Source organism: Sutterella megalosphaeroides, assembly GCF_003609995.1.
GTDB classification, from domain to species: Bacteria; Pseudomonadota; Gammaproteobacteria; order Burkholderiales; family Burkholderiaceae_F; genus Sutterella; species Sutterella megalosphaeroides.
Genome location: NZ_AP018786.1, coordinates 1,869,676 through 1,883,109 on the forward strand (window position 1 = coordinate 1,869,676; position 13,434 = coordinate 1,883,109).

12 protein-coding genes are annotated in these 13,434 nt (G+C 49.6%); all 12 read right to left on the bottom strand.

Annotation, left to right across the window (positions count from 1 at the left end; translation table 11 throughout):
• Positions 1-19: 19 nt before the first annotated feature.
• The 12 genes from S6FBBBH3_RS07510 to S6FBBBH3_RS07555 all read right to left on the bottom strand — a co-directional run bounded on the left by S6FBBBH3_RS07510 (position 20) and on the right by S6FBBBH3_RS07555 (position 13,433).
• Positions 20-1,534: an NTP transferase domain-containing protein gene (locus S6FBBBH3_RS07510; protein WP_120177158.1), complete on the bottom strand. Its 1,515-nt coding sequence runs from the start codon at positions 1,532-1,534 to the stop codon at positions 20-22.
• 12 nt (positions 1,535-1,546) lie between these two features.
• A complete protein-coding gene (locus tag S6FBBBH3_RS07515) occupies positions 1,547-2,542 on the bottom strand; it encodes a KpsF/GutQ family sugar-phosphate isomerase (protein ID WP_232008760.1) in 996 nt (331 codons plus the stop codon).
• Positions 2,539-3,228 (bottom strand): acylneuraminate cytidylyltransferase family protein, encoded by a 690-nt coding sequence (locus S6FBBBH3_RS07520; protein WP_197714298.1) that lies wholly within the window; start codon positions 3,226-3,228, stop codon positions 2,539-2,541. Before S6FBBBH3_RS07520 ends, S6FBBBH3_RS07515 begins: the two co-directional genes overlap by 4 nt.
• Positions 3,229-3,239: 11 nt before the next feature.
• The gene (locus S6FBBBH3_RS11010; protein WP_123957672.1) at positions 3,240-4,199 is read right to left on the bottom strand and encodes a hypothetical protein; all 960 of its coding nucleotides are present in this window, start codon (positions 4,197-4,199) and stop codon (positions 3,240-3,242) included.
• Positions 4,196-5,233 (bottom strand): hypothetical protein, encoded by a 1,038-nt coding sequence (locus S6FBBBH3_RS11015; RefSeq protein WP_123957673.1) that lies wholly within the window; start codon positions 5,231-5,233, stop codon positions 4,196-4,198. Before S6FBBBH3_RS11015 ends, S6FBBBH3_RS11010 begins: the two co-directional genes overlap by 4 nt.
• A 1-nt stretch (position 5,234) precedes the next feature.
• Positions 5,235-6,092 carry a hypothetical protein gene (locus S6FBBBH3_RS07525; protein ID WP_120177160.1) on the bottom strand — a complete coding sequence of 286 codons (858 nt, stop codon included), beginning with the start codon at positions 6,090-6,092 and terminating at the stop codon, positions 5,235-5,237.
• 5 nt (positions 6,093-6,097) lie between these two features.
• On the bottom strand, positions 6,098-7,909 hold the full coding sequence (locus S6FBBBH3_RS07530; RefSeq protein WP_197714299.1) for a polysaccharide biosynthesis/export family protein: 1,812 nt from the start codon (positions 7,907-7,909) through the stop codon (positions 6,098-6,100).
• A gap of 18 nt (positions 7,910-7,927) precedes the next feature.
• Positions 7,928-8,986 carry a capsule biosynthesis protein gene (locus S6FBBBH3_RS07535; RefSeq protein WP_170143876.1) on the bottom strand — a complete coding sequence of 353 codons (1,059 nt, stop codon included), beginning with the start codon at positions 8,984-8,986 and terminating at the stop codon, positions 7,928-7,930.
• A gap of 475 nt (positions 8,987-9,461) precedes the next feature.
• Positions 9,462-10,127 carry an ABC transporter ATP-binding protein gene (locus tag S6FBBBH3_RS07540; RefSeq protein ID WP_120177163.1) on the bottom strand — a complete coding sequence of 222 codons (666 nt, stop codon included), beginning with the start codon at positions 10,125-10,127 and terminating at the stop codon, positions 9,462-9,464.
• Positions 10,124-10,945: an ABC transporter permease gene (locus tag S6FBBBH3_RS07545; protein WP_170143877.1), complete on the bottom strand. Its 822-nt coding sequence runs from the start codon at positions 10,943-10,945 to the stop codon at positions 10,124-10,126. Before S6FBBBH3_RS07545 ends, S6FBBBH3_RS07540 begins: the two co-directional genes overlap by 4 nt.
• The gene (locus S6FBBBH3_RS07550; protein ID WP_120177165.1) at positions 10,926-11,291 is read right to left on the bottom strand and encodes a DVU3141 family protein; all 366 of its coding nucleotides are present in this window, start codon (positions 11,289-11,291) and stop codon (positions 10,926-10,928) included. Before S6FBBBH3_RS07550 ends, S6FBBBH3_RS07545 begins: the two co-directional genes overlap by 20 nt.
• Before the next feature lie 48 nt (positions 11,292-11,339).
• Positions 11,340-13,433: a capsular polysaccharide biosynthesis protein gene (locus S6FBBBH3_RS07555; protein WP_120177166.1), complete on the bottom strand. Its 2,094-nt coding sequence runs from the start codon at positions 13,431-13,433 to the stop codon at positions 11,340-11,342.
• Between the last annotated feature and the right edge of the window lies 1 nt (position 13,434).

The following is a 13,434-nucleotide window of genomic DNA, read 5'->3' on the forward strand; positions in this document are numbered from 1 at the left end:
GAGCCGTTCACATAGAAAATTAAAGGAAATCAGCGGACTTCAAAATCCCATTATAGAAAGCTGCGCAGATGCTATCATAATCTTCCCACGCATAAGTAGTCAGCGAGAGCCAAATTACTGCATGGAGTGCGCGAATCTTTGTCTTAGAAACACCATCTAACTGGTCGAAGTAATAATCTTCCATGTCTGCCCAGTTATTTGGTCGGACAGCCAATTCTACCCCCTTGGTTCCAATTTCAATTGCAAATTTTTTGCGATTGAATTGGTCATAATTTCCAACAAGGGAATAATAAACCTTAGCCCAGTCATAATCAACGTCACCATAGAGTTTCGTTTTACCGAAATAACCTCTGGGGTCAATAAAGTAGACCTTACCGTTGACGCGATCATAAATCATATTGGAGAAAGTAGGATCTCCATGAATCAACTTAAATTCCTGAGGATAGAAATTCCGGAGGATACGGGCAAGACTATCACGATCGTAGAAAATGTTTTTGTAGTATCGATCGTTAATTCGAATATATTCTTCTCTGGCAAAAGGAACCAGATCCTCAACTTTCTCGAGCCGTTTAAAAGTCTTATCAATGTAATTGTCATCCAGGTCAGAAACTACGGCGGGATGAGCGGGTTCTAGATTGTGAAGAGACTTAAGACCATTGACAATTCCGTCGATAATCTTGCGCTTCTCACTCATGGTGAGACAATCGTATTCGAAGATGTTGTGTCCACGAATACGTTCCATTACCAAGGGTTCAAAGGAATGAATCTTAGGAATTGCTTCGAATCCCAGATTCTTAACATGCTTATACCAAGCAATTTCATCAACAGCAATTTTTCGCCCTTGATCATCAATACCTCGTTTAGTCACCGTATCTTCATTAAAGATAACTTCATTAAACGGTCGACAAACTGCCGGGCTACTATAAGATTCAAAAACACGCATCGTTCCCACTTCATCTATATTTTCAAGATAGAAGGGGGTAAACTGAATATCTCGGCTCTGCAACCAGGGGACAAGTGCTCCTTCTTTAGGAACGTCTGCAAGTTCGTCCTTATTTTTAAACACGAAGAAACCAGCAACCCCAGCAGAGGAGGAAGCACTATGCTTTAAGCGGCCATTATCAAAGGACCAGCGGCAAGGAAAAGTACCAGAGAGCCCTATCAAATTTTGTTCAATAGGGGCCTTCATGATATTAGGCATGGACCAATTCTGATGGAATAACAGGTCACACCAAAGTACGACTACGGGATCGTTATCATTAAAGTTCTGTATGGCATTACGAATACCAGATGCAGTCCCCTTCCCATCTGCATCAACTACGCGAATGCGATATTGCGGACCAAACGCAGCCAAATACTTAACCAGAGCATCCTGCTTGTAATCACAGATAACCGTAATATCGTGATCTTTAAAAGCCTCAAATGCCCAGAAAATCATGGGACGATTATTGACCGGAACTAAGCATTTCGGTCGATTTCGAGTCAACCCCTCAAGGCGCGTCCCTTTTCCGCCTGCTTGAATAATTACGTGCATATAAACCCTTTTTTAACAGACTTTTCTAGCAATCAAATCTTGAATATGGACTATCCCAGAAAAATTCTTATCGCTATCGATAACAATGAGTTGATTAACCTTATATTTTTTGATCTCTTCCAAGGCGGAATGAGCCGACAAGTGAGAATAAATTGATTTAAGCTCACGACTCATAACATCTTTAAAGGAAACCTTATTGATATCGATTGTATTCCTTAATATCTTACAAAGATCTCCCTCAGTAAAAATGCCTTCGGGAATACCAGAGCTATCGACACCAATAACAACGCCCAACTTTCCCTTAGACATAGCTTCTACTGCATCCATAAGAGATGCTTGAGAAGATACTATCGGGAGATTTTGGGTTCGCATCACATCTTGGACACGCATTAAAAGCCGCCGACCTAAGGCTCCAGCAGGATGAGATCGTGCAAAATCTTCACGACTAAACTTTTTTGCCCCCATAACAGCACTTGCAATAGCATCTCCCAGTGCCATTGTAACTGTGGTTGAGGAAGTGGGCGCGAGATTCAATGGGCAGGCCTCGCGAGTGATTTTAGTTACTAAGCTAACATCAGCAGCACGTGCTAGAGAACTCTCCGCTCGACCCGTCATTGCAATAATCCGAATATTAAGATTCTTTAATGCCGGAAGGATGGTTAAAAGCTCATCGGATTCGCCAGAAAAGGAAATTGCCACAAACACGTCATCTGGTTTAATCATTCCAAGATCACCGTGTGCAGCTTCATCGGAATGCACAAAGAACGATGTAGTTCCTGTTGAGGAAAATGTAGCTGCAAGCTTACGACCTACATGACCAGACTTTCCAACACCTGAGAAAATCACATTTCCTTTAGTGTTCAGGATCAATTTGACTGCATCGACAAAAGGCTGTCCTAATTCTTTTTCAACACTGTCGATAGAATCACGCTCTATCCGGAGAGCCTTGCGGCCCTCCTCTAGAAGAACCTCATCAGGGGTCATATTCAAATCCTTCGCAAATTTCAAAGATTATCTTTGAGTTTGCTGTAATGATTATAAAGAATCGAGGCTACCTCGAAATCTTGATTATCGTTGATATCGACCAATGGGCGAGTTGTTTCAAAGAGATAGGGATTCCTACCAATTTGGTACCAAGCCTGCTCAAGCATCTCCCGGCGCATGATAAAAGCCGACCACGTCACTTCAAATAATTTTGGGAGATCTTGTGAAATTTTGTGCCAATATCCAAAATTGAAATTTACGGGATTCCCATTGGCATCAAGAATATGATGCCCGACTCTTTTTACAACAGCAATGCTATCGTACTTGGGATCCAGATTGCTATAGCAATCAATAAGACGATCAAACTCATCAAAGAGAGGTTGCGTTACCTGACACCACATAATATCGGGAGCACCAGGAATCGCGTTAACAATTGCAGAAACAATCTGGTTTTCTTTGGCCGTGCTCTTGGTAAGAGCAAGGTCGCGCAGGTGGAAGTTAAAACCATACTTTGCGCAAAGTTTTTCTACAGCTTCGTTCTCCGACGAAACATATACATCATCAGGCGAGAAAACCTTGAGTAATTGCTTAGCTTTGATATCGAAGAGACTATCTTCACCACAGAAGGGACGAAGATTTTTGTTGGGAACTCTTTCAGAGTTTGTTTTCAAGGGAATAGCAACCTTGAGTTCACGGTCGTTGATTTTCACTCTTACCTCCGTTATTCCATAATAATTTCAGGGAAAATCCCCTTCAGTCCGACAGGATTCACTGAAATAATTTCTACATCGGGATAGAAGCATTCAATAAAATATTGAATATTTTTCCAACCCTTAATTAAAAGTTCCGAATTAAACCGGTCCGATTGTGCAGTTTTATCAAAATAGCCATTTGCAGCGCAATCACAACCTACCAGATAAATTCGACGAGCCCCAGCATACAAGGCAAAGTAGACGGCTGAAAAAACACAGGACCCAAGATCAGGAAGAGCTTGGCTTTCAATGTCCCGGTTAATTGACTCCGATGGGTGGTCAAAATAGAATTTTTCAGCATTATCAAACTTCGAAATTAGTCTATCAGAGTAATTCCAAAGCTTGCCTTGATTTCGTGATAAGTATAGATGATCGCGATTGCTGGAACTACAAACCCCGAAAAATTTCGTGAAGTGGGTTTGCTGGAGTTCTAAATGATACTGGTTCGTAACGGAATTATCAATTGCAAACCAATAATCCAAGTCAGGAAATAGCAAAAATGATTTATTCACGCCAATGTGAATAGCATCTTCAATCTTTTTATATCGACACAAAGTCGGCCCAGTGGCCAAAATAACAAAATCCTTCCCTTCGTGTTTATTTTTGTATTTAGGGAAAACCATACCGTGCTGGCGAGCAATAGCAATGCCCATTTGATGCTTGATTCTGAGCTCCTTAACATCAGCTTGCAAGGCATCAATCTTCTTTGTCATTGCATCAACTTTAATGAGCAAAGGATTTTTCTTTGAAGAAAAGAAGGGAATTCCAAAAATCCGCCGCTTAATTTCTTTGTCATTTTCGATGGTTTTATAGACAAAGAAATAGCGAGTTGCCGTCGCCTCCTTCAATTTGGTTTGTACAACAAGATTCAACCCAAAATATTTTTCTGTGATTTTCCCAGGTTTAGTTATTTTTCGGTAAATTTTCATTTGAGAGATCCGACGATTGTATTGATGATTTGTTGGGCCGACTCTTGATCATAAGAGTATTCGAAAGTATGTTCTTTATCAATAAAAGGATACCCTAACATAGAGTGAATCTCTAAGGTTCTTTCAGTCCCAATATCCGAAAAGCGGTGAGGCGTGTACAGGACATGCATAGGTCGTTTCAAAATACTAAAGACCTCAAGAATGCCACAGCGCAAACCGATGATTGCCTTGCTTTTACTTGCCAGATAGGTAACCTCTTCGACAGTTAAGGATTCAGAAAATCCTAACTTCGTTGGTGATCCATTCTTTGTATTGACAAAAATATCATACCCTTTGGCCCGAATTTCGGTCGCTAATTTTTCCCAGAATTTTTCATCGACAGGCAGCACACTCTTTGCTTCAGGCTGAAGGAGTACAAATTTCTCAAGGTTTAGATCTTGTATTGATTCAACCCTTTGAATTGCCTCCGGAGAAAATTTTGGTGCGCTATAGATAAATTCATCTGCATTCGAATTCTCTCGAATTACTTCTGCATAATGCTTTTTCAAGCCATTCTTGTATTTTATTCTAAAGAGTTCGTTAAGTTCATCTACACCACAGTGATGCGTTCTAAAGACTGTTCCTTGATACTTATATTCCTTATCTTGAAGAACATCATTTAGAACAAGATTGGATATATTTGTTGTGATGATAGGTGCATCAACAAACATACGAAGCATATTTGCATGGACTTCATTATGAACGACAAAGCAAAACTTCTTGGTTTTATATTTTTCCAGTACGCTTTTATACAATTGCGTTAGAAGGTAGTTTTCTCCCAAAGCATTCACTCGACAAATCCATACGAGATCATACTTTTCGCCGATTTGTTTATATATGGACGACAAAATTGTGGTCTCGAAGGACTCAGGAAATAGCTCCACATAGTCCTCAAAGCCATTTGGTAGAGGAAGTCTGCCATAGTGAAGAATGGGAAGCCCAAGGAACTTCACTTCGTATTCCTTTTGTTTCCTATTTTTTTTGATAATTTTCATTTCACAACATTAAAAGATTTAGCGGGTAAGTTTTATCAATGTATTGAGTCAGAGGAAACGAACATTCTAGATGTGAACTCTGATGACTCTCAGCTGCGCTGATCATTGTCTCAATCTTCACTCTGAAACGCCTGGCATTCCTATTTCTTTCTTCTTTATAGTCAGATTTTTTACCTTTCCGGTGATAAATATGTCTTGCAATGAGGCCATTCCTTAGTTGATCAATTGCAAATACTGCTAATTTTGCCCTAAACCCCTGAGCGAGAATAGCAGAGTCGTATGTTTCATCCAACAAATCCTCATCTGTTATCTTGTATTTATTGACAGAAACGAGATAGCGAATGATAAAATCAAAGTCTTCATATCCATGCCCGACGTATCCTTCATCAAACAAGATCTCATTCTTCTGGAAACAAATAATAGAAGAAGGAATGGCAATATGGGTATAACTCTTTCTGAGTTCCCTTATTCTTTTTGTTTTTAGATTCTTATTCTGCGCACCAAACCGGCAATATACGCAAGGGAACATTAAGAAATCTTCCCTTTTTGATCGAAGACAACGATCAATAATTTCTTTGGGCAATATAACATCAAGGTCGCACAGTAAAACTTTGCCTTCTACTTCTCTTAAGGCATAGTTTCTTAACTTGGATCGATTTACGCCCCCAGAATATTTACAAATGATAATGTTGCCCTTGTCAAACCGGTTTAAAATCCAACGCAGAATTAAATTGCTTCGAGGATTAACAGCAAATTTCACTACAACATTCTCATTTTGTAGTTTCATCAGGCGAAACATATGCCGCAAGGCATAAAGAACTCCTCGATGAAAATCAACTGGAACAATAATATTTAACATCTGTCTTAAAGATCAACAGCAACTTTTGTAGCAACAGCAATCTGATAAATAATCTGCATCAGGTCTTTCGCCATCAGCATGCCCTTGGTATCCACCTTAGGCAGAACCAGGATACGATCCCCAGGACCGATTCCCAGTTTCTCGGCCAAGCCCACCTCGCCGTTTTGCTTGGCAACAAGAATTTGTTTGTCGTTCGCACGGGCCGACACCCCGCCGGCAGCGGCAAGGTAGTCGTCGAGCGACATCTTCGACTCGAAGGCCACAGCCTTCGGAAGAACGACTTCGCCCGTCACGAGAACAACGTTCGACTTCTGCGGGATCACAATTTCGTCACCGTCCTCTAGCCACAGATCGGAGACCTGTCCGCCGCGAGAGACCACCACCACGCCGTCGGGTTCAAGCTGTGAAGCACGCTTCACGAAGTCTTGAATCAGCTGAGCTTCCTGAACGCGCACCTGAGCTTCCTCAGGCGTAGAGGAGGTCGCCGTCAAAGCCGTCTGCTCGAGGCGACGCAGAGAGTCCTGAATAACGGCCTTCTGATCGCGAGCGACGCTCTTACGACGGATATAGATCGATTCGGTAGCGGCAAGCTCGGGCTCAACCTCGATTTGACGCAGAAGTTCTCTAAGCTTGACCGTTTTGGCAACTGGATATCGGGATGCCCCGGTGATGGCACCGCTCACCGTCGCCATGATCGTTTCGCCCGGCTTGTCCGCAACGAACTCGACGATGTCACCGTCGGCCAGCGCAAACTTGCGGAATTCTTCAAGATCGAAGTACCGGTTGAACGGCTTCTGATCGCGCGTCCCCGTGACGCTCACGTGCGAAACGTTGCGAAGCGGAGAAGCGAGCTCAATGAGCCCAGAGCCCTTGGCGACAGACGGCTTCGAGAATTCGTACTCCGCCTCTTCGCGAAGAAGGCCGTAGGCCGAAACCGAAACGCCCTTTTCCTTCACCAGAATCACGTCGCCGTTCTTGAGGCGCAGGTTGGGAACGCTCCCCTCCAACGCAAAGCGGTAAAGGTCGAGCTTTGCCACGACCTTCTTGTTGCGAAGCACCTCGATGTGGCGATAGCTGCCGCGATCGACGTCGATCCCGCCCGCTCGATCGATGAACGACAAGATGGAATCGACGGAACCGCCCGCGTAACGGCCAGGACTATTCACGAAACCCGCCACATAGACCGCGACGGGCTGAGCACTCTGAAGGTTGACATAGACCTGCACGTTGTCCGTATAGACGCGAGCAATGGCATTGCGAACGGTCGAGAGCAGATTCCCCTGACGGACGCCCCCCACATGGATCGGGCCCACCTCGGGAAGGAAGAGGTTACCCTGCTGATCGACCACAAGGACGTCGTCAAACGTGCGGGCACCCCACACGCGGACGACTACACGGTCGCCCGGAGCCAGGACGTAATCGGGCGAAGCCGCATCGCTGAACGTGTTCGCGAAGCGCCCTTCAAAGAGGTTCGCTGCGAACGGACGAAGCGCCACGGAAGTGGCACTCACGAGCTGCCCCTGAGCCCAAGCGGGCGGAGCTACGTTCACGGAAGGAAGCATCGTCTGTGTATAGCCCGTCGGCTGGGTACCGGTCATCACCGTACCGTTGGGGCCGACCTGAACGCCCGCAGGCATGGCCGAGGGCGTCGTACCGAGTCCGGTGCTCGCGGGGGCGGGATTGGTCGAAACCCCCAGGCTCAACGGATTGACGGTCGTCACCGCAGCGGCGGTGGCCGCAACGGCGCCGGCAGAACCGAGCACTGTCGTCATGCAGGCAAGGGTGAGAAGCGAAATTCGCGTTCGGTTGAATCGCATAGTCAAAAAATCCATTCGTCAGAAACCCGCGTGCTCGCGAATCGAGGCCACGATGAGTCGTACAAGACCGTAAATCAAGAAGAAGCCGAAGAAAGCGCAGAGTGTGAAGACCCACGTCCGGGGGTAACGAGACTCGTCGGGCAAAGTAGGCTGCTGAATCGCCACGAGGTAGCGGCTCTTCGCCAACGCCATCGAGCGGGCCTGCTCGTACGCCGACATGGCGGTCGTCAGCTGCTTCTGCGCGAATTCGCTCTCGATCATCAGGTTCTCATACTCAGAAACCCAAGAATTGATCGCACTCCCGCCTGCGGGATTCCCCGCGATGCGAGCCTTCTCTGCATTCAACTGCGATTCCACGGCGGCAAGGCGCTTTTCAAGTGCCTTTACCTGCGGCGCAGTCGGCTTCATATAGGAGCGCGCTTCGGCAAGTTCGGCCTTCACCTTCGAGCGTTCCCCTTCGAGTTCGAAGACCAGGGTCTGCAAGCCCGTGGCCGTTGCCTTTGGGTCGAGTTCCTTATGTTCGTCGCGGAACGCCTCAAGCGCCTTCTGGGCCTTGACGATGCGTTCCTGCGCAACCTTTACTTCGGACTCGGCCAAACGAATCGCATCGTTGCGTGAGCGGTCGTTCATCTCGTTGATAAGCGCTTCGCCTTGACGCAAAATACCGGCCGCGATGTTTTGAGCCATGTCGGGGGTGTAGGCACGCACCGTAAAGGTCACGATGCCGCTGTCGACGTCGATCTTCGGCTGGGCCACGCGATGCCAAAACGACTCTTTATCCCAAAGCGTCGGCGAGGAAGCAAGACGCGACACCCAGTCGCGACTCGTATCGCTGTAATGCTTCGTCAGCTGAAGTTCGCCGTCCAACGTTTCAAAGACATCAGGCGAGCGAAGGTACGCGTCCACGATGCGCGCATCTTGAACGCTCGTCGACGCGGTCTTGAAGAGCTGTGAGGCAATGTCGATCCCCATCGGCTGCTCGACCGCACTGCGGACGGCAAACTTCGTCTCCGACACGTACATGGGCGAAGCCACGAACGCGCAGTAGCCGAAGGTGAGCAACGTCGGCAAAAGCACGAAGAGCCCGACTTCCTTTTCAAAAGTCGAGCGCCGCGACCACCAATTCGATCCTCCGGAAGGTGCGCCGTTCACTTGTTCTTGCGGGGTTACTGCCGCTTGAGCCTTCGACGGCGTCGCGGTAGGAGTTGCCGCCGAGGCCTGAGCCTTTGGAGCGGCAGGCTTGACCGGAGTGGCAGTAGCCGGCGCTTTCGGAGCCGCGGGTTTCGCGGGGGCAGGCTTAGCCTGAGCAGCAGGAGCCTGGGGCTGCGGAGCAGCCGGCTTGGCCGGAGTCGCAGCGGCAGGGGCTTTCGGAACCGCAGGTTTAGAAGGGGCAACGGGAGCCGACGCCTTCGGTGCAGCGGGCTTAGCCGGCGCCGCCGGGGGCTGCGCCGGCGGAGCAACAGGTTTAGCTGGACTCGTCGGGGCCTTCGGGGCATCGGGCTTCACGGAGGTTGCGCTCTGAGGCTCCGTAGCCAAGGGCTTCTCGTTTGCGTTAGCTTCGTTTGGCATTACAAATTTCCGTATAGGACCGGATAGCGTCTTCGACGTCCGGGAAATATTCCAATCGTCCGGCATTGAGGACGGCGCCGCAGACACAGTTCTGTCGCACCGCCCCCATGCTGTGAGAAACAAAAATCAACGTCGACGTCGCCTTCTTCGCTTCGAGAGCTGCGTCGGCCTTGCGGCGAAATGCCGCGTCGCCGACGGAGTAGGCTTCGTCGATCAAATAAAAATCAAAACCGATGGCCATGGAAAGTCCAAAAGCCAATTTGCTTCGCATACCGGAAGAATAGGTCTTTACGGGCATGTCCATGTAGTCGCCGAGCTCGGCAAAGTCTTCCACATACTCGGTGACCTTACGGATATCTGCGCCATAGACACGAGCCACAAAACGAAGATTCTCTCTTCCTGTGAGCGATCCATGAAAGCAACCAGCAAAACCAATTGGCCAAGAAACACGCGATGTACGAATTACACGCCCAGAATCCGGCCGTTCCGCTCCGCCTAGAATTCGAATCATGGTCGACTTCCCTGCGCCGTTAACGCCAAGGATACCTATGCTTTTCCCTTCCTCAATCTTCAGATTGACATTGTCCAGCACAGTATGCCAACCACTTTTTACACGGTAGCGCTTGCACACGTTCTGCAACTCGATCATTCATCCCTCCGACGCGTCCTGACGTAACGCTCCAGATATCCTCCAATTGCACACGTCACAATGGTACTCATCAAAACATAGGTTGAACTAACGCCAGTTACCTCATAAGACTCATGAAGACTCATGCGGATCAATTCGATTGCATGCAATATTGGATTCAGTAGCAAAAACTCCGAAACCGACTGACTGAACACAGAAACCGAAAAGAAAACACCCGATACAAAGAAAAGAATTCTTAGGACCATAGGGACAATATTATTCAGAGCGGGCATAAAAACTGCCATCGATGATAAAATCATCCCACAACCCAAAGTCAACATGGGAACCGCAAGAATCAAAACTAGAAGTAATGATAGACTACCGAATATTATGACATCACCTAAAAGCACCATTGAAATAGCGCAAATTATAATAGCGGTAATTATCTGCGTCGCAGATATCACAATGATCCGAGCCAGCATAACATCAAATTCGGTGACCTGAGGGAAAGTCAAAAGAGTTTTATTTGCCTCTACTGCTGTCATGCATCGACTAATGCCATTAGAAAAAATATTCCAAAAGGCAAAGCCTGTAGCCAAAAAAACTGCCATGTTCATCCCATGTGGTGCTTGCCCCGCCCCCATGAAATATCGAACCCCCCAGAACACCCCGATACTGAAAATACTCTGAATCAGAACCCAGAGGTAGCCCAAATGGCTGTTGCCGTTGATCGTGTGGATCTCGCGCAACACGAGCGCTCCGATCACGCGCCCCTGAACGATCATGCCGTGTCGGAGTTCGGAGAGCGTCTCCGAAAGCTTAGAGGCTTGCATCGACATAGCGCCAGACACCGTCGGCACCCTGACACACGGCGCCGCGACGTTGCGTTTCATTGTTCTTCACGACCACGCGACGGCACGCTTCGCCGAGCGCGTTCTTGAAAGCGCGCTCGACCTGCACCTGCGCGACGCCGAGGGGCGTCTCGTTCATCACGGTGGTCGTACCGACTTCAAGCCCAGCCGCAGCTTCGGCAAAATTTCGGGCGTCGGAGGCTTGAGGAGCATCCCGAACGACTTCGGGCGGCGTCACCTCATGCTGAAGGCCGCGGGGCGCGGAGCACCCCGCCAAAACGACAACGGCCGTCGCCAAAGCGAGGCCGAATCCCGCACGCAATGTCAAACTCATTGATTTTTTCCTTGTTCTTCGTTTATAGGGCCGATTTTCCCGCAGTTTTCAGTTTGCCAATAACTTCCGGTAAATCCACAGAATGACGCGGCAAAAGCGGATCCAGGGGCCGACTTCCGGTTGTTCGCCTTTGACTATCCGAGCACACACATCCTCGGGGCGGCAGAAAATACCAGTCTTCCAGTCCCAATAGCTTGGGTATAGTATCAGAGTTCCCCCTACCAGTTCTTCCTTACTCAGGGTTACCCCTTTGGGCACATCGGGTCCCGCTTCGTCAACGCTCAACCCCCAGCCCGCATAGAAGGGTTTTCCATAAGTCACCACGCGCTTCCCGCGAATCAGGGCCTCGAAGCCGGAAAGGCTTGTCAACGTATGGACCTCGTCCACGTGCGGCAGGATGTCAATAATCGACCCCTCTTCGAGCACGCGGTCCGCGCAACGAGCAAGCACGTCCTCGGGCACACGCCCGATGCGGTTTCCGCTCGTGACGTCGGGGTGAGGCTTGAAGACGATAAAGCCCTCGGGGTTGCGGGTCCGAACGGCTTCGAGCAGCTCCCGGTTCGACTGAATCCTCCCGCCTCCGCGTTTCACGGACGCGTCGTCGTCCACCTGGCCGGGGACGAGAATGATGCGCTTATCCTTCGGAAACGTACGGCAGAGCGCCGCCGTCGCAGGATCCGACGGCATGTTGTACTTCGTGAGGTTGTGCTTGCGGATAAGCTCGATCAGGACGCGGCTGCGTTCGATCAGGCGCTCGCGGTCGGGGTGCATCGGGACCGAACGCAAAATCTTCGTCAAGTCCGATTCGCGCTTCGGGTCATAGTAGATGCCGCTTTCGTCAAGGACGAGCGAGTACGGGTGATTGAAGTCCGACCCGAGCCCCACGGAGCGAATGAAGCCGTCCTCCATGCGCCACAGCCGCACCACATTCAAAGCTCGCGCCCGCTCAAGCACCTCGTCGGTGCATTTCGACGACCAAAGGACCGCGTCGGCTCCGGATGCCGCAGCCTTTTGAAGGCCCTCTTCCACGCCCCACACGAAGTCGATGCGGGAAGCCGTTCCCGAAAGGAATGCGCGCACGTGGGGCTTTTTCCAGTAGCGAAAGCCGATTGCGACGTAGTGCTTGCGGTTGCGCTCGTTCTGCCGACGCTGTTCGGCCAAGAGGTCGATCGCCTCTTCGATTTCCATGCGAGTTTGCGTTACGGGATTCACATAGCGGCAAAGACGCATGTAGGCGGCCGCAAACACAGCTTCGAAGGACGGCCGCGCGCGACGACGTTCGGGCACCGTGCCGTGATCCACCGTAAGACCCCACCCGGCATAAAAGGGCGCACCGTACGTGTGCACGGTCTTCCCGAGCATCAGGGCTTCAAACCCGAGCTGTGAGGTCGCCGTATAGACCGCGTCGAAAATCTTGAGGAACGAGAGCGGCGCAAAGGATTCCGTCAGAACATGCACGCCCTCGGGGACGTGCTTCAACGCGCCCTTTTTTTTGCCGGCTGCGACGTCCGGGTGCGTCTTCACAATGACAACGGCATTCGGCTCCTTCAACGCGTCGGCAAGCATGCGGGAGAGAGCCTCGTCGTCGGCTCCGCCCAAGGTGAGGCTTGCGTCCCCCGCCGTTTGGTCGACAACGAGAATGAGGCGCGACTCGGGTCGAGCACCCACGGCGTTCCGAAGTCGGACTTCGTCGTCCGTCGTAAAACTCGGAGCGTTGTTGTATTTGGAAAGGTCATAAAGCCGCAGACGGCGCACCGCCTCCCGAGCTCGATGTTCAAGCTCGGGCGTCATCCACGATTCCCAGTCGTTCAACCACTCTTCGAGTTGAGAAGGCTGCGTCGCGTCGTAATAGACGCCCACGGGGTCCACGGAGAGCGACAGGGGTTGCGCCCCTTCAACTCCCAACGCGACGGAACGCAAAAAACCGTCCTCAACCGCCACATAGGGCAATCCCTTTTCCGCCGCAAACCTGCGGGCCTTTTCGGCCGTGGCTTTGTGCCCCCAACCGAGGACGGCACGAACGCTATCCGAATCCGACGAACCCGACGAAAAAGCGAAACTCCCGTACGCATCGATTTCTTCCGAGAGGAACGCGGTGAGATTGTCGATTTTCCGTATACCGTTCGAAAAGATGCGAATCATG